The following is a 16117-nucleotide window of genomic DNA, read 5'->3' as shown; positions in this document are numbered from 1 at the left end:
AGGATGAAAAAATTAGTCGCCAGCCTTTTTACGTTTTTGCTGGTACTGTTCAACACGTTTGCACCGACCAGCGCTTTTGCTGAGCGCATTCGTGATTTAACGACCATTGAGGGTGTCAGGGATAACGCACTGATTGGTTACGGTTTAGTGGTCGGGCTGGATGGCACGGGTGACCAGACCATGCAAACGCCTTTCACCACCCAAAGTTTAAGTAATATGTTGTCACAGTTGGGGATCACGGTGCCGCCCGGCACAAATATGCAGCTTAAGAATGTTGCTGCCGTTATGGTGACAGCCAAGCTGCCACCATTTGCGCGTTCAGGGCAAAACATTGATGTGGTCGTTTCCTCATTGGGTAATGCCAAGAGTCTGCGTGGCGGTACATTGCTGATGACGCCACTGAAAGGTGTCGATAATCAGGTATATGCACTGGCACAGGGCAATATTCTGGTCGGTGGCGCGGGAGTCAGTGCAGGTGGCAACAGCCTTAAAATCAATCAGCTTGCAGGCGGACGAATTTCCAATGGTGCTGTTATTGAGCGTGAGTTGCCAACGAAATTTGGTCAGAAAGGAACTCTGAATCTGCAATTGAATGAAGATGATTTTAATCTGGCTCAGCAAATCAGTGATGCTGTCAACCGCCTGAAAGGTGTCGGCACAGCTACAGCGCTGGATTCCCGCACGGTACAGTTACGTTTGCCGATAGAGAACAGCGAACAGGTGAAATTTCTGTCACAGGTTCAGAACCTGAATATTCGTGTCGATGCCGGCGATGCCAAAGTGATTTTCAATTCCCGTACAGGATCGTTGGTGATGAACCGCAATGTCACGTTGGATAGCTGTGCGATTGCTCATGGCAGCCTGTCTGTGATTGTTGAACGTCAGACGGTAGTCAATCAGCCGAATACACCACTGGCAGGGGGAAATACTGTTGTGGCCCGCAATACCGGGGTTGGTATTCAGGAGCAGGGAGGTGTGCTACAGAAAGTTAATGCCAGTGCAAACCTGACTCAGGTTATTCGTGCGTTGAATGTTTTAGGCGCAACACCGACAGACTTGATGTCTATTTTGCAGGCGATGGAAAGTGCAGGTTGCTTGCGGGCGAAGTTGGAGATTATCTGATGAATGATTTTCTGACGATGCCGAATGTTGCTTACGATGTGAATTCACTCCATTCGCTGAAAGCCAAATTGTCACAGGAGCCACAACAGGGGCTACGGCAGGTAGCCCAACAACTGGAAGGTGTATTTGTTCAGATTATGCTGAAAAGTATGCGTTCCTCGTTGCCACAGGATGGCATATTGAGTAGTGACCAGACGCGTTTTTATACTTCAATGTACGATCAGCAGATTGCCCAAGATCTTTCTCAAAAAGGACTGGGATTTGCCGATATGATCGTCAAACAGTTTTCCAATGCTATTCCCAATACCGTTCCCAATATTAGCGTTCCCAGTGAACTGGCCGGAACTGTGCCGATGCCATTGGATAATGAAATCCTGCATACTCTGCCAAAACAGGCTTTGGAACAGTTTCTACGCCGGACAATGCCTGATAAATCGCCTAATCGTGCAGCACAGTCGAAAACTCTGCCAATGACCAGGTCTTTGCCAATCAACAGTGCCAGCTTTGTTTCTATGCTTTCCGTGCCTGCGCAGATAGCCAGTCAGCAAAGTGGTATTCCCCATTTATTGATCATTGCACAAGCAGCGCTGGAATCTGGTTGGGGGCAACGGGAAATTCTGACCGAAGAAGGTAAGCCGAGTCATAACCTGTTTGGCATCAAAGCAGGCAAGAGCTGGCAAGGGCCTGTCACCCAGATCACGACAACCGAATACATTGATGGTGAACCGAAGACAATACGTGACAGTTTCCGGGTTTATGACTCTTATCTGGACGCCGTCACGGATTACGTCAAATTGCTGGCGGAAAACCCGCGCTATGCCAAAGTCGCCCGGTCAACGACCGCAGAGCAGGGAGCATACTCCTTGCAAGATGCAGGGTATGCCACAGACCCCGGTTATGCCGAGAAACTGGTATCACTGATCCGGCAATTAAAGAGTAGCGGCAATCAGATGGTAAAAGCCTATCACGATGATTTTGATAACCTGTTCTGACCGGACAGCCCAAATCATTTTTGTTCAAGGATCAGAATATCCTGCCGATAACTTTTACAGATAATTTATCCCCTTCGTCTTTCAAGTTGCCTCTTGAAATCCATTGGGTATATACCGATAACGACAGCAGTTGACCTCCTGTGATGGAGGCATAACGAAAACGTAAAAGGATCTACACATGTCCAACAGTCTTATGAATACTGCCATGAGTGGTATTAATGCCGCACAGGTGGCAATGAGTGTAGTGAGTAATAACATTGCCAACTCCAGAAGCGAAGGCTACAACCGACAGACCACCGTAATGACACAAAATAATGGAACTATGTCACCCGCTGGTTTTGTGGGTAACGGTGTGACGGTGACTACCATTAACCGTGAATATAGCGAGTTTATCAATCAGCAATACAGTTCTGCGCAAACCAAACAGTCTGCTTTAAAGGCTTATAACGAGCAGATGACCAAAATCAACAACTTGTTGGCAGATAAAGACACCAGTCTGTCAAACTCTATTGAAGACTTTTTCAAAAGTCTGGGGACGGTTGAAAGCAATGCAGAAGACAGCACAGCAAGAACGACTGTTTTAGGTAAAGCAGAAGGTTTAATCAGCCGATTCAAAGAGTCGGATGAATTTTTGCGTCAGGTTGATAGCAGTATCAATTCTCAGATTGAGCAGAATGTCAAAGAGATCAATAAATACGCAGAAGAAATTGCCAAACTGAACAATGAAATCACCCGGATGCGTGGTGTTGGTACAGGTGAACCGCTGGCATTGCTGGATAAACGTGATTTGGCAGTCAGTAAATTAAATGAGCTGGTGGAAGTGGATGTCACTCAGCAGGATAGCAAGGTTTATAACGTCTCATTCGGTGGCGGTATGTCACTGGTATCGGGGAGTAAATTCTACCAGATGGAAGCTATTCCATCGAGTACTGACAGTAGCCGTATTACTCTGGGTTATAACAATGGCACAGTGGGTACGAGAGAAATTGATGAGCGTTTCATTTCAGGCGGCAAGTTGGGCGGTGCATTGCGTGTGCGCAGCGAAGTTGTCGATTCAACCCGCAATGAACTGAACCAACTGGCACTGGTCATGGCTGACCAATTTAACCTGGTACAACATGGTGGCTTTGACCTGAAAGGTAAACCGGGCATTGATTTCTTCAGCTTCACCAAACCAGATGTTGTTTCTAACAGTGATAACAAAGGTACGGCTGACATCAAGGTGGAGTACACCGATACCACTAAAGTGAAAGCCAGTGATTACACTCTTAAATATGAAGGTGGAGATTGGAAAGTACAGCGTTTTTCTGATCGCGAAATGGTTGCTGTGACCAAAAACGGCAATACGCTGGAATTCGATGGGCTGAAAGTAGAAATTGATGCTACTAACATACAGGATCACGATAAATACACGCTGAAAACAGTCAGTAACGTCGTGGCAACGTTGGAAGTGAATCTCAAGGATTCATCTCAATTGGCAACGGCGGGAACCAAAGATGCTGGCCCAAGTGATAACCGCAACGCGAAGAAATTCCTTGAATTACAGGATAAACGTTTGGTGGATGGCAAGGCTTCCCTTGCCGGAGCATACGCCTCACTGGTAAGTACAGTGGGCAGCAAAGCCAATAGCGCAAATATCAGCGTCGAAACACAAGGCCACATTGTTGATAAACTGAAATCGATCCGTGAATCAATTTCCGGCGTTAATATGGACGAAGAATACGGCGAACTGCAACGTATGCAGCAGTACTATCTGGCAAACGCCCGTGTGATCCAGACGGCGACAACTTTGTTCGATGCTATTTTGAACATTCGCTGATAACAAAAAGGAAATGATATTGTGCGTGTAAGTACGAATCTATTATACAGCCAAAAAATGAATGGGATTTTTGACGCTCAATCCAAATGGATGAAATATGGTGAACAACTGTCCAGCGGTCGCCGGGTAATGAATCCATCTGATGATCCTTTGGCTGCATCACAAAACATCATAGTTTCTCAGTCTGAATCGAAAAACCATCAGTTTATGACTGCCCGCATTTTTGCCAAAAAATGCCATGTCATCCCAGCTGAGCATTACTTCTAATGCCGTTAAAGTGGTAACTAACGTGTTTGAGACTTTAGTTGCGGCTGCGGATGAACAGAGTGCTCAGGATCGTGAATCCTATGCGCAGCAATTGGAAGGTCTTAAACAAGAGCTGTTGAACCTCGGCAATAAAACTGATGGTAATGGCCGTTATATTTTTGCTGGTTTTAAAACAGATAAGCCTCCTTTTATAGCTGATAAAGATGGTAAAGTCAGTTACGTCGGAGGTCACCAAGAAATCACCCAGAAAGTGGATGATAACCGCACAATGGTGATTGCTCATACCGGGCAGCAGGTCTTGTTATCAGGGACATCCAGCCCGATTAAGGAACCTGATGGCAGTTCGAGTGAATCTGATGTTTTTGCCACCATTGATATGGCAATCAAAGCATTGAGAACGCCATACAGTTCGGCGACTGAAGAACAGAAAAACGAAGCTATGGAGCTGATGAATAAAGCTAACCGTGGGATCCGTAACAGCCTGAATAACTTATCTTCTGTGGAAGCCGTACTTGGTTTACAGCTTCAGGAATTGGAGAAACTGGATTCTTTGGGTAGTGAACGTAGTATTGCCAATAAAGTTCGCTCTGGGGAATTGGTCGATATGGATTGGACTGAGACTATTTCCAGCTATTACCAACAACAGGCTGCTTTGCAGGCTTCTTTTAAAGCGTTTACAGACTTAAAAGGAATGTCTCTGTTTGAAATGTATCGATAATTAAGTCTAATGTGAGCTTGTGACTTTCAGGCTCTTGGCTCTTATCTGTTTGCTAATTAAATAGATAAGGGCTTACTCCTTCCCTCTGCTGTTTTTATAACGCATTGTTATTAGTAGTCTGAATTTTATTATACCTCTTAGGGTGTATTGAATTTTTCGCCTCTGACAAATCCTGGTTTTTCTATTCATCATATTATTTTATCTTGTGATCAAGATCTGATCTTTAGCAGGCCGAGAGAATGCCGTATTAAGTTTTTTGATATAAACGTTTCAGATTTAATTTAATGAGCTTAAGAAAGGATTAAATCTCGTCTTATGCCTTATAAACAGATGAGAAAAATAAATGAGCATGAAAATTATAAATATACTCGCCTGTATCACCTTTATTTTGTTCAGTACTATATTGATAGGATGTTTGTCAACAGTTGATTTTGAGTGGACGATCGGGGAAGAAGGGATCAATACCATTTGTGATGTGGTCAGTTCTTTTGTCATCAATGATGACAGAATATTGACAGCACCATTATGTCTTTTTTTTTCTATTGCCATTTATGTTGGTATTTGCAGTGAAAGGCATCAAAGCATTTTCACTGTGTAAATTAAAATCGATCAGTTATGTACTGGTTGCAGGATTTTCAATGGGATATTGGTATTGGATGTTCTTTGGTCGATTAATGGGTTGTTCGTTCGCGACTAGTCTCTGATATGTCCTTTAATAAGTCTAATTACCTAAAAATGGTTATTTATTGGGAGATGACGGGAATTTATCTCCCAATAGATAACAACCAAAATATTTTTTAATCTTCTTTTAGTATTTCCTCCCGTTCATGCATTCCATAATGACGAATAATGGCTGTAACGCTTAATCGATAATCTGCAAATATACTGTTGTGCCCTAACGTTTGTGCTTCCCGGTGTTGGTAAGTATTTCGCCACTGTTTAATGGATTCTTCATTATTCCAATATGATAATGAGAGATATTTATTCTTATTGTTGAGGCTTTGGAAACGTTCTACGGAAATAAAACCCGGAATGGGATCTAATAGTGGCCTGAGTGTGGCTGCGGCATCAAAGTAACGTTCACTTTGGTTTTCTGCGATTTCGACTTCAAATATGACAGCTAACATTATTGTTCCTCTGAAGGATAGAAAACGCCATGATATCTTGCAGGTTTTGTGGCCACTTCGGTGATTATCGAAATATGATGGGATAGTTTTACTCTGGCTTTAACCCTGCTTTGGCCATGAATTAGAACTTATTGGTAGTGCTATACCTAAGATCAATGTCAAAAACCAATAGTAGAGCGATAACCTCTCTTTTTAGGATCTATCAATTTTATTGGGGTGACTTCGTGCCACAAATCAGTGCCTTTATCTGGCTGAAATATTCCTTGCCCACTCTGTAGCTGAGTGGTCAGAATGTGATTATTTTTATCACCAATATAGATTTTACTGTCGCCACCTGAAATATTAACTCGCTCCAGAACTAAAGCGGATACGATATAATCCACTCCATCCTGATGGATTCCCTCCGGTGAATTAGAGGTTTCTATCCCATCATCGGTAAAGCAATCTATTAAAGTATAATGGGTGATAACCTTAAATTGAGAAATTGTTTCATACTGAAAAACGCGATCGGCTATAAAGAATATTAACTTAAATAAATCATCTGATTCCATCTCTTCAGGCGCTTCTTTAAATAATCTGGGGATTATTCTGAAATCAAAAGTATTTTTTTTGGTTCCTGCTCCGACCTGATTAAAACTGCCACTTTTTATCCGTTTTATTCCACTGTCTTTGTTAAAAATAAAAGTTGATATTAATCTCTTTCTATACGACTTAATATTGGATAATGTATCAAAGAAACAGGAAGCATTAAAATTCAGATTTTCTCTGAATTCATGCTCGCTGATAATATTAGAATAATAATTAGTCAGGAGAACACTATCTTTTTCAAAAGAAATCAGTGATTTTTTTGGCCAGAGCTTTAATTTTTTCTTGTCTGACTAAATACAAATCAGGTTCATATAAATGATAAAATTTTTTTATTTTATTGATGAAATTATTTTTGTTAATTCCAACTTGTTCTAAATTAAATATGTTAATAGGTGATTTATTTTTATGTGGCATATTTATCCCCTTATCGTATATTTATAAAATATATTGTTGTATATCTTTTAAGGATGATTGATTTATATACCCTTCTTCTTTCAAGTTAGCAGTCTGAAATCATAAGATAAAAAACTTAAATGTTTATTAGATTTTATTTGTGATTCTTGATGTTTATAAATTATTTGTCAATATGTTAAAGCTGTATATATGATGTAGCTCAAGAATAATTATTTGTTGAAGAATGGGCAACGCTGATATATCTTTTGGAATTCATTTTTACTTCCAGTAATCATTTGTATATGAATGAATTCAATCTTGAAAAAAGAGTGTCTGCCATTGCAGCTTTACTGGCAGATCGCACTCGTACCCGAATACTATTTTTAATGATGGATGGTCGTGCTTATACTGCTACTGAATTAAGTGCTATTGCTGATGTGGTTCCTTCGACAATGAGTGCTCATTTAAGTCGGTTGGTAGAACAAAATCTGGTGATTTGCATTAAACAGGGAAGATTCCGTTATTTTAAAATTTACAGTGAAGACGTCGCTGTATTACTGGAAAGCATGATGTGTTTTGCTAATAGCGAAGATATAAGTACTATCAAAATTTCCACACCAAAAATCACTGCGCTTTTTCCGAACCTGTTATGACCATATGGCAGGAGAGGTGGCAGTAAAAATTCATAATAGTTTGCTTTCTAACCTTTGGATAACTGATGACTATAAATTGACACCGCAAGGAAAAGAGTTTTTATTTTCTCTTGGTGTGTGCTGCGATATGGAAACAGTTTCAAGACGAAAGTTTGCCTGTGCTTGCCTGGATTGGAGCGAACGGTATTTTCATCTGAGTGGTTTTTTAGGCGCCTCTTTGCTTAAAACTTTTTTGCAAAAGAAGTGGGCTGTCAGGCAATTAGATAGCCGTGAGCTGAAATTGACAGCGCAGGGAAAAAGAGTCATTCAGCAGAGGTTTGGTGTTGGAATATAGGCGGTATGTATCCTATGGATTTCAAGAGGCGACTTGAAAGACGACGGATATAAGTTAAGCCGCCATATTTTTGCAATCACGATTCCATATACTTCACAATTTAATACCCTGATAACCCGCTAAAATTCGTTCCCATTCCTGCTGAGCAAACCACTTCTGGGTTTCTCCGTTGTAATGCATATCATCGCAGGTAAATACGCCAAATTGAGTGGCTATTCCATTGTAGTTTGGCGCATTTCTGGCATCAACCAGTGTTCGGTATTCAGGATTGGCGGCAATAACGCTATTAATTGCCTCGGTAACGTAACTGGTATTAATGGGATCAAACCAGACTGAAAGTGGGTAATAAAATCTCCACGGTATACCGCGGGAGCCTATGGCATCACTGAGGCCGGTAATAATACGGATAAAATTCATCTCTGATGCTTTTGCTGCCGCTAAACTTTCAGTTTCTGCTTCCCACTGATTCCAGTGAACAGCCAGTATACGAGGATTTTTACCCATTTTACGCAGGGAATTAACCGCCATACGTAGTGTTCTGACGGCGCGGGGATAGAGAGATTCTACATCGTCAGGATCTCGCTCCGGTGCCCAACGATTATCAGGAATATCAGGCAAATACATCCCCTGTCTACCGTAGCCCATCAGAATGACATAAAGATCAGGCAAATTAAGTGTGTTACCTGCGTCGATATGATCTTGCCAGTGGCGGGCGAAACGATTTGCGAGATTGACAGGGTGATCCTGATTACCACGTGGCAGACCGCAAGGAGCACCAATATTGGCATAACCAAAACTGGTTAACCCCGTCCAATTAATTGTGGAAAAATTAACGCTATAAACTTCTGGCAGGGATAAGGTGAATACGTTTTCTAAACCCTGAATAATTGCTTCATTTGATGATAATTGAGTACCATGACCATAACTGTTTGATTGACCAAGGACGATTAATAATGGAGCGTCATTAACTTCCCACGGGGAATGTGTTATGTCAGAAAGATATGATTGTTTATATGTCATTAATTTCTCCTTTTAAATGGTGTGATTTATTACTTCTCCTCGAAAATTTTATTTATTTCTTTCTATTAAACTACGTTCAAGAATTTAACTTACTGTATTCTTATTGTATATAGAGGTGATACATATTATGTGTAACTTTTTATGGAATTACTCTGAGTTAAAGCTGATTTTATTCAGTCGGTAATTTTATCTTTTGTTATCTATACTATCGGGGATTTTTCCCTTTCTGTAGTGATATAACTTGAAAATTATTGGGTATAAAACAGATAACAAACTAATTGGATGGTATTATTTTTATTATATTTAAAGGTTGATGAAATATAATATGCCTGCAATCGTAAATATTCTATCAAATAACAGTGTATTTGATAAATGAACTGAAATTTACAATAAAAATTTTTGTTATTTAACCAATGATTTTTAATCACCTTAACTAATGAACTATTGAGTTATCATTCCCACCTGAAACGCTATAAAACACCTTCAATATATGAATATATAGAATAAAGTTTATATATTTTACTATTTATACATGGTTAATAGATATTTTGTTGGTATTCATTGAAAGTAATTAATTGTGATAAATGTTTAATATGGAGAATTCTCATGCCGTTTACGATAAAACCTTTCAGCAAACATTTTGGTGCTTATGTTACATGTGAAAATGTTTCCGATATGTCAGATGAAGATTACATTGCTATAAAATCATATATGTCCACTTATGGTTTGCTGATTTTTAACAATCAGAAAATGGGTGATGATGATCTTGTTAGTTTTGCCCAGCGTGTAGGAAATGGAGAACTTGAAGAACCAGCCAGGGATATTTCTTTGTCAGATAAGCGAAGATATATCGCTTACTTAACCAACTTATGTAATAACAAAGGTGAACAACTGGGTTTTGCTGATAATGGCACAGACTTTTGGCATTCAGACCAGGAATTTCGCCTCAATCCGGCTTCTGTCAGTATACTTTATAGTGAAGTTATGCAATGCCAGGGGGGAAATACCTCTTTTGCTTCCGCCGCCGTAGAGCATCTGGAATTTACCGCTGATGAACTTTCATTATTAAACAAACTGTGGTCGACTCGCCAGCCAGCCGCTGCACACGATAATGTTCCTCATATCACCGTTGCTCATCCTGTGATAATTGAAAATGCAAAAACAAAAAAGAAATATGTTTATGTCAGTGAAAATACACTGGAATTTCTTGATAATAATCAAATCCTGCCTGATTCCAAAGAACTGAAAAAAACTATTCTGGAAAAAATAATATCTCCAGAAAACACTTATTCACATCAGTGGAGTGAGGGCGATTTGCTTTTATATGATAACAGTCAGCTTTTGCATCGCCGTGAATGTTTTTCTGGAGATCGGTTTATTAAAGCATTGAAAATTTATCCAGATATTTCTTATCAAACGAAAATACTTGGCAGAGAAATAACGGAGACATAATATGCATATAAGAGAACGACAAGAAAAACTTATTAAGCAATTAGTCAGGAAAAGTAACGAAACATATAGTAAGGGACGTAAACTTAAACCCGCTGAACCAATGTTGATAAGAGCAGGAATTGCTGGAGGATTACCTTTTAATAGCTTAACTACTGATGTTGTGACAGGGTGTTTGCCAGAAAGTATGGCTTGTTATGGAATGTGTTTTTCTGCTATTTCCAGTTGGGAAAATGGTATTGATTTTGGTAAGCGAATCGATAATCAATTAGATGAAGCTATTTTTCTTTCTGACCTGCATGCTTTGCCTCATTGTCAAAAATATATCAGATGTGGATGGAATAGTGATCCATCGTGGAATTGGCCGTTATCTATACGAATGACTGAGTTGGCACGGGATACGGGATTGTTGATGATATTTATCACCAAAGCTTTCCGGAAAATGTCAGATGACATTATGCGACGCTTAATTACGGCTAAAGCAGAAATAAGAGTTTCGGTTAGTGCGTTAGATACCAATGTACAATTGAAACAACGGCTGGATTTTATTGAAAATTATCGTAATGCAGGAGGGATCGTAATTCCCATAGTATTAACTGCATTCTTTAAAGATATTATATTGATGGCGCGACAACAAAACATTGTCGACTGGATGGTAAAATATGACTATCCTGCGGCCGAAAACAGCCTGCGATTTCCTTACAACGCCAAAATTTCTGAGTTAGTCAATTCTGATATGACTAAGCCACTGGATAAAGGTGATGAATTCTGGAGCGGTCGTTTATATCTGGAGCAACTTGTTTTCCCCACAACAACGACGATCCCAGAAAATTATCAGGGTATCGATAGTAGTTATCTTTCCACACTGCAACTGGATGAAATCCAAAAATTATTCATTGATCCGGTTAAGACACATCAGGAAGTTATTCAATCTGATTTGCCTCTGTCCAGCCCTAAAATGTGTGGAGTTTCTGATATGCGCCGTCGCGCCAAAGAGCATTGAGAAGGTGTGAAGATGAAAATTAGCGAAGTTGTGGAATCAGAAAATGGTTCCAAAAAATATTTACTATCAGCAAGTGATTCAGATTTAAGAAAAAGCGTTGAATCAACGTTCTTTATGCATACAGAACAACGTTTGCCTTACCTTTGCATATCCAGTCAATATGGTTGTGCTGTTGGTTGTGTGTTCTGTGAAACAGGCAGGCAGCAACCGTTAGGAAATATGACGACAGAGCAAATAGTACAGCAGGTTGTATTATGCCGTGATCATTTATTACATTCAGGGGCACTGGGAGGTAATGAGGGGCTTAATACGATATTGTTTGCCGGAATGGGTGAGCCAATGTTGAATTTGAAAGAGATCAGTGGTGCAGTCACTGAGTTCAAAAAGCAGACATTGGCAAATAGGGTCACGCTGACAACGGTCGGTATTCGCCACGCGGGAGATAAAATTTATGAGCTTCCACTGGATACCGTTTCTATTTCGCTTCATGCCACCACTGATGAACAACGCGATATGTTGATTCCATCAAAAGCGAAATTTGGTATTAAAGATCTTCTTGAACATTTTTCAACTTATCATCACCATACGGGCGTTCCAGTCATTGTCAATTATCTGATGCTAGAGGGAATAAATGATTCACAAGAGGATTTGGCACGGTTAAAAGATCTGGTAGATAAAGACACATTTGTTATCAAGCTAAAATACCTGAATGAAGTGAGTGACATAAATGGAATATCATTGAATCCTTCAGAAGAGATGCCCGCTTTTGCCAAAGCACTTACTGAAGCCGGTTTCCGATGCATATCAGATAAAAGTGATGGTACAGAAATTTTGGGTGGCTGTGGGCAACTCAAATCTCAGGTCAGAGATATTCGCAGTAAATATCGAATTATGTAAAGTTGTATTAGTCGCGATTAGATCTGACAGTTCAACTTGAAAAGTTGAGAGTTACCAATTTTGATATGGGTGTCGAATCTTTATACAAAACACAAAAGGTAACTCTCATGATCCATACTAACAATCCCATCATTAAACACAAAGCAGGTTTGCTTAATTTAGCTGAAGAGCTCGGGAATGTTTCGAAAGCATGCAAGGTAATGGGCGTGTCTCGTGATGCATTTTATCGATATCGAGAGCTCGCTGAGCAAGGTGGTGTTTATATCTTGCCATTAATGATATCGACCCTACGAAAACAAAAGCGATGTCACCGCAAGCTCATGGTATCTGTGAACGTTTTCACAAAACGATATTACAGGAGTTTTATCAAATTACGTTTCGTAAGAAGCTTTATAGCGACCTTGAAACGTTACAATCTGCTCTTGATGAATGGTTGTATTACTATAATAATGTTCGAACTCACCAAGGAAAAATGTGCTGTGGTCGAACACCAATAGAAACATTATTGGATGGAAAACGTATTTGGGCTGAAAAGAATTTAACCCAGATATAATCTGACAGACACCTGTATAAATAACCGGTAACTGTCAGCTCAAGTCTGAGCTAGTACATTTGGGAGAACTACTACGTGGCGCGACACGGTCTATGGTGTCAGCCAGGGCCGAGAAATCAACATACAAACGGTGACACGCAATCATTGTTGCCAATTTATGTGGCAGCTTATTCGTAATGTGAAAATTTTTTTGAAAAGGGCCCTCGTTAACGACTTGGAAAGAAATGAGAAATATAAGAGTCTCATCATTATGACAAGCTATTTAGGGAATTAAAAGTTATTATCATCATTTATGTCTAAAAAATTATTTAATATAGTAAAATGATATTTATTATATTATGGATAATTTACGATACTTTAATAGTAGCATTTATAAATTATTTTATTCTAAATAACTTTAACTTACTTCAGTAATTTACTGGAAATTATACACTCGCAGTGTGATTTATTATACAGTAAGGTTTGTTATTATGGGTTGTTATTTCTATTTAATATAGAGGAATATGTTATGAGTAAAGTGAAAGAAAATGAAATAAATCTCAAATTTATTGAAGATTTCAAAAAAAATATGGAAGGTAAATTGGAACCCAGTGTTATTGATGATGCTGTAGAAAAACTATTTTTTTGGGAAAATAAAAAATATCCAGCTATAGGTATTGTAGAAAGTTTTATTTTTTATATACGGTTTGACATCATTATAAATACTGATAAAAAACATTTTCAAGGGAATGCCGGAGGGCTGACTACTCCTGGAATAGGTTCTGTATTTGGTAATGTTCATACAGATGATTTAGTTAAACTTTATTCTGATACTGTCAGTTTTGCGTTTCATGCAACGGCTATAACTTTTAATGTTTTGTTCTTTAATTCATATAGTCAAACGCTTGGTTATTTTTCTGGCGGTGCAATTTCTATTGTATCAGGTATCGGTGGTGGAACGGGCTCATGGAGTTGATTATTTTATTGAAAATTAAGATGTACCGACTTAGTGTCAGTACATCTTAATAATTTTTCGGAGATATTAGATGTTAATTACTACTGAGTTAATCGTTTTTAACGCCTGTTAGTTTTTACTTAAACCAACTACTGGATTTTTTCTCTCTGGCTTTGCCTTCGCTTTCTAACAGAGATTTAGCGCCCGATGATAAATTACGGTTGGCATCAGCTTCTGACTGGATAACATCCGTTTTTGCTGTCTGGGTTTTTAATTCTTGATCGATGAACTCATTTTCACGCTTCGCTCTGGCTGAACGTTTCTCCAGTTCAAGTTTTTTCATCTCTATTTCGAGTTTGCGCAGCTCATCTTCATAAGCCTGATCCCGTTTCTTATCTGCTGCTGCTTCAGCCAGCACTCTTTGTTTTTCGGCTTTGCGGCTAGCTTCTTGCTTTCTGATTTTCTCTGCTCTGGTGGCAGTTTCTCTTTGCTTTCTTTCTCTTTCCGCTCTGGCTGCTCTTTCTAATTGAGCTTTTTTTTCGGCCTGCTGTTTTTGCTCTTCTGCTTTACCTTCACTTTCTGCCTCAGCAATGGCAGAAAGCTGGCTTTGAAGAGATGAAGCAAGTACAGGAGTGGATAGGACGATCAGTAAAGATGCAATAAGAATTTTTTTAACCATGGTTCACCTGCTTATTTTTTATCCTGGCACGTAGCATTAGGCTGAACGCGCGTTTCATTTGTTTTGGTTGAAATGACTACCGCTAGCCCTGGAGTGAATTGGCATGTGCGCCCGACTTGAGTTGAGGTGTAAATTTTAGTGTTTTCTTTATAGGTAAGAGAGACACCTTCAACGATGACTTTATCATCGACCATTGATCCTGCTGCTGCACCAAGCGCACCACCACCGATTGCACCTGCCGCAATACCTGCTCTGGAACCGGGACCTGCGTTATAACCCACAACACCACCAGCCACAGCACCAAGAATGGCCCCAAATGTCTGGGCAGCTTGTTGATTAGTGTTGTTTTCTACAACGATTTTGGCAGGAAGAACAGAAATGATATTGATTGTCTTTGTTTCTTGTTTTTCGTTTAACTGAGTCGTGTCATAAACATCTGCTGCAAATGAATCAGCATTGGATTGGCATCCACTGATGATAATTGCAGAGGCTGTGATTGCCGAGATGCATAATGATTTCATTTTCACTTTTTATTACCTACTAAACTGCAAAAAAGAGGCAATAATGCATTCTTTTGTGAGAGAAAACAAGATCATATCTGAATTATGTTAAATTAGCTCAGGTTTAGTTGTGGAGAAAAATGATGCTTATAGCACCAGTTCCCCTATGACTATTGCTAATCCAGGACTTGCCAGTGGATGGTGGGTTAACGGCATCCAATGGTCAGCCTAATTTTAATTAAAGGTTGTCTGTTAGGTAACCAATTGAGCAGTGGTTCCACAGTCTACAGCACCATATTATTAATGATTAATGCCAGGCGATCGAACATCTCGCCAAATAACCGCTCAGTAAATGGCACCAGCATTGGGAACAATAGGGAAAGTGTGAAAATACCGACTGTCAGAGTCAGGGGAAAACCGACCACAAATACAGAAAGTTGAGGGGTCATGCGGTTCAGCATGCCTAAAGAAAAGTTCAATACCAGAAGCAGAGTAATCATTGGCATTGCCAGCATCATACCATTAATAAATATCAGGCTGGCACTTTGTGCTAGCAACAGAAAACCTCTGGGGTTCAATTGGGCAGATTGAACCGGGATGGAATAAAAGGTATCTGCCAGAATAGACAATATCCATAAATGACCATCAAAAGCCAGAAACAACAGTATCATCAGCATATTCAGAATACGCGCCAAGATTGGCATATTCGGGCCACCGGTGGGGTCAAAAAATATGGCGAAAGAGAGTCCCATTTGTAAACCAAGTATTTCACCTGTATGACGCACCACAGCAAATGCAATCTGTATGGTTAATCCCAGAGCAACCCCAATCAGCATCTGCTGTACCAAAACCCAAATCCCGGCAACGGAAAAAATCGGGATTTGAGGAGAAGGAATATTTGGAACCAATAAGGCAGTGATCACTAATGCCAGGCCGATTCTGACTTTTGCCGGCATCTGTTTTTCACTGAAAATCGGGGCAATACTGAACAATGCTAAAAGACGCACCATTGGCCAGAAAAAATCACTGACGAGGCGGGAAAGTGTTTCACTATCAAACGGGATCATGA

17 protein-coding genes and 3 pseudogenes are annotated in these 16117 nt (G+C 39.8%); 13 read left to right on the top strand and 7 right to left on the bottom strand.

Annotated elements, in window-relative coordinates:
• Positions 1-3 precede the first annotated feature (3 nt).
• From BDD26_RS17030 to BDD26_RS17010, 5 genes and pseudogenes are all read left to right on the top strand, one after another.
• Positions 4-1122, top strand: coding sequence for a flagellar basal body P-ring protein FlgI (locus BDD26_RS17030; protein ID WP_038259972.1), 1119 nt, complete (start codon positions 4-6; stop codon positions 1120-1122).
• Positions 1122-2114, top strand: coding sequence for a flagellar assembly peptidoglycan hydrolase FlgJ (flgJ, locus tag BDD26_RS17025; protein ID WP_115827214.1), 993 nt, complete (start codon positions 1122-1124; stop codon positions 2112-2114). Before BDD26_RS17030 ends, flgJ begins: the two co-directional genes overlap by 1 nt.
• 178 nt (positions 2115-2292) lie before the next feature.
• Entirely contained in the window at positions 2293-3933 is a 1641-nt protein-coding gene (gene flgK / locus BDD26_RS17020) for a flagellar hook-associated protein FlgK (RefSeq protein ID WP_115827213.1), read from the top strand.
• A gap of 21 nt (positions 3934-3954) precedes the next feature.
• Positions 3955-4918 (top strand): annotated as a pseudogene (flgL, locus tag BDD26_RS17015) (flagellar hook-associated protein FlgL).
• 343 nt (positions 4919-5261) lie between these two features.
• Positions 5262-5516, top strand: coding sequence for a DUF2645 family protein (locus BDD26_RS17010; RefSeq protein WP_115827212.1), 255 nt, complete (start codon positions 5262-5264; stop codon positions 5514-5516).
• Between the two features lie 199 nt (positions 5517-5715).
• Here the strand turns inward: BDD26_RS17010 and BDD26_RS17005 are convergent, their stop codons facing one another.
• The 3 genes from BDD26_RS17005 to BDD26_RS19640 all read right to left on the bottom strand — a co-directional run bounded on the left by BDD26_RS17005 (position 5716) and on the right by BDD26_RS19640 (position 7047).
• Positions 5716-6045, bottom strand: coding sequence for an antibiotic biosynthesis monooxygenase family protein (locus BDD26_RS17005; protein WP_038259965.1), 330 nt, complete (start codon positions 6043-6045; stop codon positions 5716-5718).
• Between the two features lie 158 nt (positions 6046-6203).
• On the bottom strand, positions 6204-6761 hold the full coding sequence (locus BDD26_RS17000; RefSeq protein WP_280524544.1) for a 2OG-Fe dioxygenase family protein: 558 nt from the start codon (positions 6759-6761) through the stop codon (positions 6204-6206).
• Between the two features lie 109 nt (positions 6762-6870).
• Positions 6871-7047, bottom strand: a complete 177-nt coding sequence (locus BDD26_RS19640; RefSeq protein WP_170140423.1) for a hypothetical protein — start codon at positions 7045-7047, stop codon at positions 6871-6873.
• 281 nt (positions 7048-7328) lie between these two features.
• Between BDD26_RS19640 and BDD26_RS20685 the strand changes: the two genes are divergently transcribed.
• Together BDD26_RS20685 and BDD26_RS20680 are read left to right on the top strand one after the other, a co-directional pair.
• Positions 7329-7679, top strand: a complete 351-nt coding sequence (locus tag BDD26_RS20685; RefSeq protein WP_342353474.1) for an ArsR/SmtB family transcription factor — start codon at positions 7329-7331, stop codon at positions 7677-7679.
• A 16-nt stretch (positions 7680-7695) separates the two neighbouring features.
• Positions 7696-8013 (top strand): hypothetical protein, encoded by a 318-nt coding sequence (locus BDD26_RS20680; RefSeq protein ID WP_342353473.1) that lies wholly within the window; start codon positions 7696-7698, stop codon positions 8011-8013.
• A gap of 93 nt (positions 8014-8106) precedes the next feature.
• Here the strand turns inward: BDD26_RS20680 and BDD26_RS16990 are convergent, their stop codons facing one another.
• Positions 8107-9033, bottom strand: a complete 927-nt coding sequence (locus BDD26_RS16990) for a hypothetical protein (protein WP_115827210.1) — start codon at positions 9031-9033, stop codon at positions 8107-8109.
• 606 nt (positions 9034-9639) lie between these two features.
• Between BDD26_RS16990 and BDD26_RS16985 the strand changes: the two genes are divergently transcribed.
• The 6 genes and pseudogenes from BDD26_RS16985 (at position 9640) to BDD26_RS16965 (ending at position 13890) form a co-directional block, all read left to right on the top strand.
• The gene (locus tag BDD26_RS16985) at positions 9640-10485 is read left to right on the top strand and encodes a TauD/TfdA dioxygenase family protein (protein ID WP_115827209.1); all 846 of its coding nucleotides are present in this window, start codon (positions 9640-9642) and stop codon (positions 10483-10485) included.
• Position 10486: 1 nt separating this feature from the next.
• A complete protein-coding gene (locus BDD26_RS16980) occupies positions 10487-11485 on the top strand; it encodes a hypothetical protein (RefSeq protein WP_115827208.1) in 999 nt (332 codons plus the stop codon).
• A gap of 12 nt (positions 11486-11497) precedes the next feature.
• Positions 11498-12382, top strand: coding sequence for a radical SAM protein (locus tag BDD26_RS16975; RefSeq protein ID WP_038259959.1), 885 nt, complete (start codon positions 11498-11500; stop codon positions 12380-12382).
• Positions 12383-12447: 65 nt separating this feature from the next.
• Positions 12448-12585, top strand: a pseudogene (locus BDD26_RS20895) (hypothetical protein); the annotation flags it as partial.
• 56 nt (positions 12586-12641) lie between these two features.
• Positions 12642-12935 (top strand): annotated as a pseudogene (locus BDD26_RS16970) (integrase core domain-containing protein); the annotation flags it as partial.
• A gap of 508 nt (positions 12936-13443) precedes the next feature.
• The gene (locus tag BDD26_RS16965) at positions 13444-13890 is read left to right on the top strand and encodes a VapA/VapB family virulence-associated protein (protein WP_115827207.1); all 447 of its coding nucleotides are present in this window, start codon (positions 13444-13446) and stop codon (positions 13888-13890) included.
• 115 nt (positions 13891-14005) lie between these two features.
• On the opposite strand, the gene BDD26_RS16960 is transcribed toward BDD26_RS16965, so the two are convergent.
• The 3 genes from BDD26_RS16960 to fliR all read right to left on the bottom strand — a co-directional run bounded on the left by BDD26_RS16960 (position 14006) and on the right by fliR (position 16115).
• Positions 14006-14548 carry a DUF5384 family protein gene (locus tag BDD26_RS16960; protein ID WP_115827206.1) on the bottom strand — a complete coding sequence of 181 codons (543 nt, stop codon included), beginning with the start codon at positions 14546-14548 and terminating at the stop codon, positions 14006-14008.
• Between the two features lie 11 nt (positions 14549-14559).
• The gene (locus BDD26_RS16955) at positions 14560-15069 is read right to left on the bottom strand and encodes a hypothetical protein (protein WP_115827582.1); all 510 of its coding nucleotides are present in this window, start codon (positions 15067-15069) and stop codon (positions 14560-14562) included.
• 263 nt (positions 15070-15332) lie between these two features.
• Positions 15333-16115, bottom strand: coding sequence for a flagellar biosynthetic protein FliR (gene fliR, locus BDD26_RS16950; protein ID WP_038262733.1), 783 nt, complete (start codon positions 16113-16115; stop codon positions 15333-15335).
• Between the last annotated feature and the right edge of the window lie 2 nt (positions 16116-16117).

Source organism: Xenorhabdus cabanillasii (genome assembly GCF_003386665.1).
GTDB classification, from domain to species: Bacteria; Pseudomonadota; Gammaproteobacteria; order Enterobacterales; family Enterobacteriaceae; genus Xenorhabdus; species Xenorhabdus cabanillasii.
This window is presented reverse-complemented; position numbering and strand designations above follow the sequence as displayed.

Bases quoted from the DNA above. Each gene is read 5' to 3' on its own strand.
- BDD26_RS17030 (WP_038259972.1), top strand. From the start codon at position 4: ATGAAAAAATTAGTCGCCAGCCTTTTTACGTTTTTGCTGGTACTGTTC.
- flgJ (WP_115827214.1), top strand. From the start codon at position 1,122: ATGAATGATTTTCTGACGATGCCGAATGTTGCTTACGATGTGAATTCA.
- flgK (WP_115827213.1), top strand. From the start codon at position 2,293: ATGTCCAACAGTCTTATGAATACTGCCATGAGTGGTATTAATGCCGCA.
- BDD26_RS17010 (WP_115827212.1), top strand. From the start codon at position 5,262: ATGAGCATGAAAATTATAAATATACTCGCCTGTATCACCTTTATTTTG.
- BDD26_RS17005 (WP_038259965.1), bottom strand. From the start codon at position 6,045: ATGTTAGCTGTCATATTTGAAGTCGAAATCGCAGAAAACCAAAGTGAA.
- BDD26_RS19640 (WP_170140423.1), bottom strand. From the start codon at position 7,047: ATGCCACATAAAAATAAATCACCTATTAACATATTTAATTTAGAACAA.
- BDD26_RS20685 (WP_342353474.1), top strand. From the start codon at position 7,329: ATGAATGAATTCAATCTTGAAAAAAGAGTGTCTGCCATTGCAGCTTTA.
- BDD26_RS16990 (WP_115827210.1), bottom strand. From the start codon at position 9,033: ATGACATATAAACAATCATATCTTTCTGACATAACACATTCCCCGTGG.
- BDD26_RS16985 (WP_115827209.1), top strand. From the start codon at position 9,640: ATGCCGTTTACGATAAAACCTTTCAGCAAACATTTTGGTGCTTATGTT.
- BDD26_RS16980 (WP_115827208.1), top strand. From the start codon at position 10,487: ATGCATATAAGAGAACGACAAGAAAAACTTATTAAGCAATTAGTCAGG.
- BDD26_RS16975 (WP_038259959.1), top strand. From the start codon at position 11,498: ATGAAAATTAGCGAAGTTGTGGAATCAGAAAATGGTTCCAAAAAATAT.
- BDD26_RS16965 (WP_115827207.1), top strand. From the start codon at position 13,444: ATGAGTAAAGTGAAAGAAAATGAAATAAATCTCAAATTTATTGAAGAT.
- BDD26_RS16960 (WP_115827206.1), bottom strand. From the start codon at position 14,548: ATGGTTAAAAAAATTCTTATTGCATCTTTACTGATCGTCCTATCCACT.
- BDD26_RS16955 (WP_115827582.1), bottom strand. From the start codon at position 15,069: ATGAAATCATTATGCATCTCGGCAATCACAGCCTCTGCAATTATCATC.
- fliR (WP_038262733.1), bottom strand. From the start codon at position 16,115: ATGATCCCGTTTGATAGTGAAACACTTTCCCGCCTCGTCAGTGATTTT.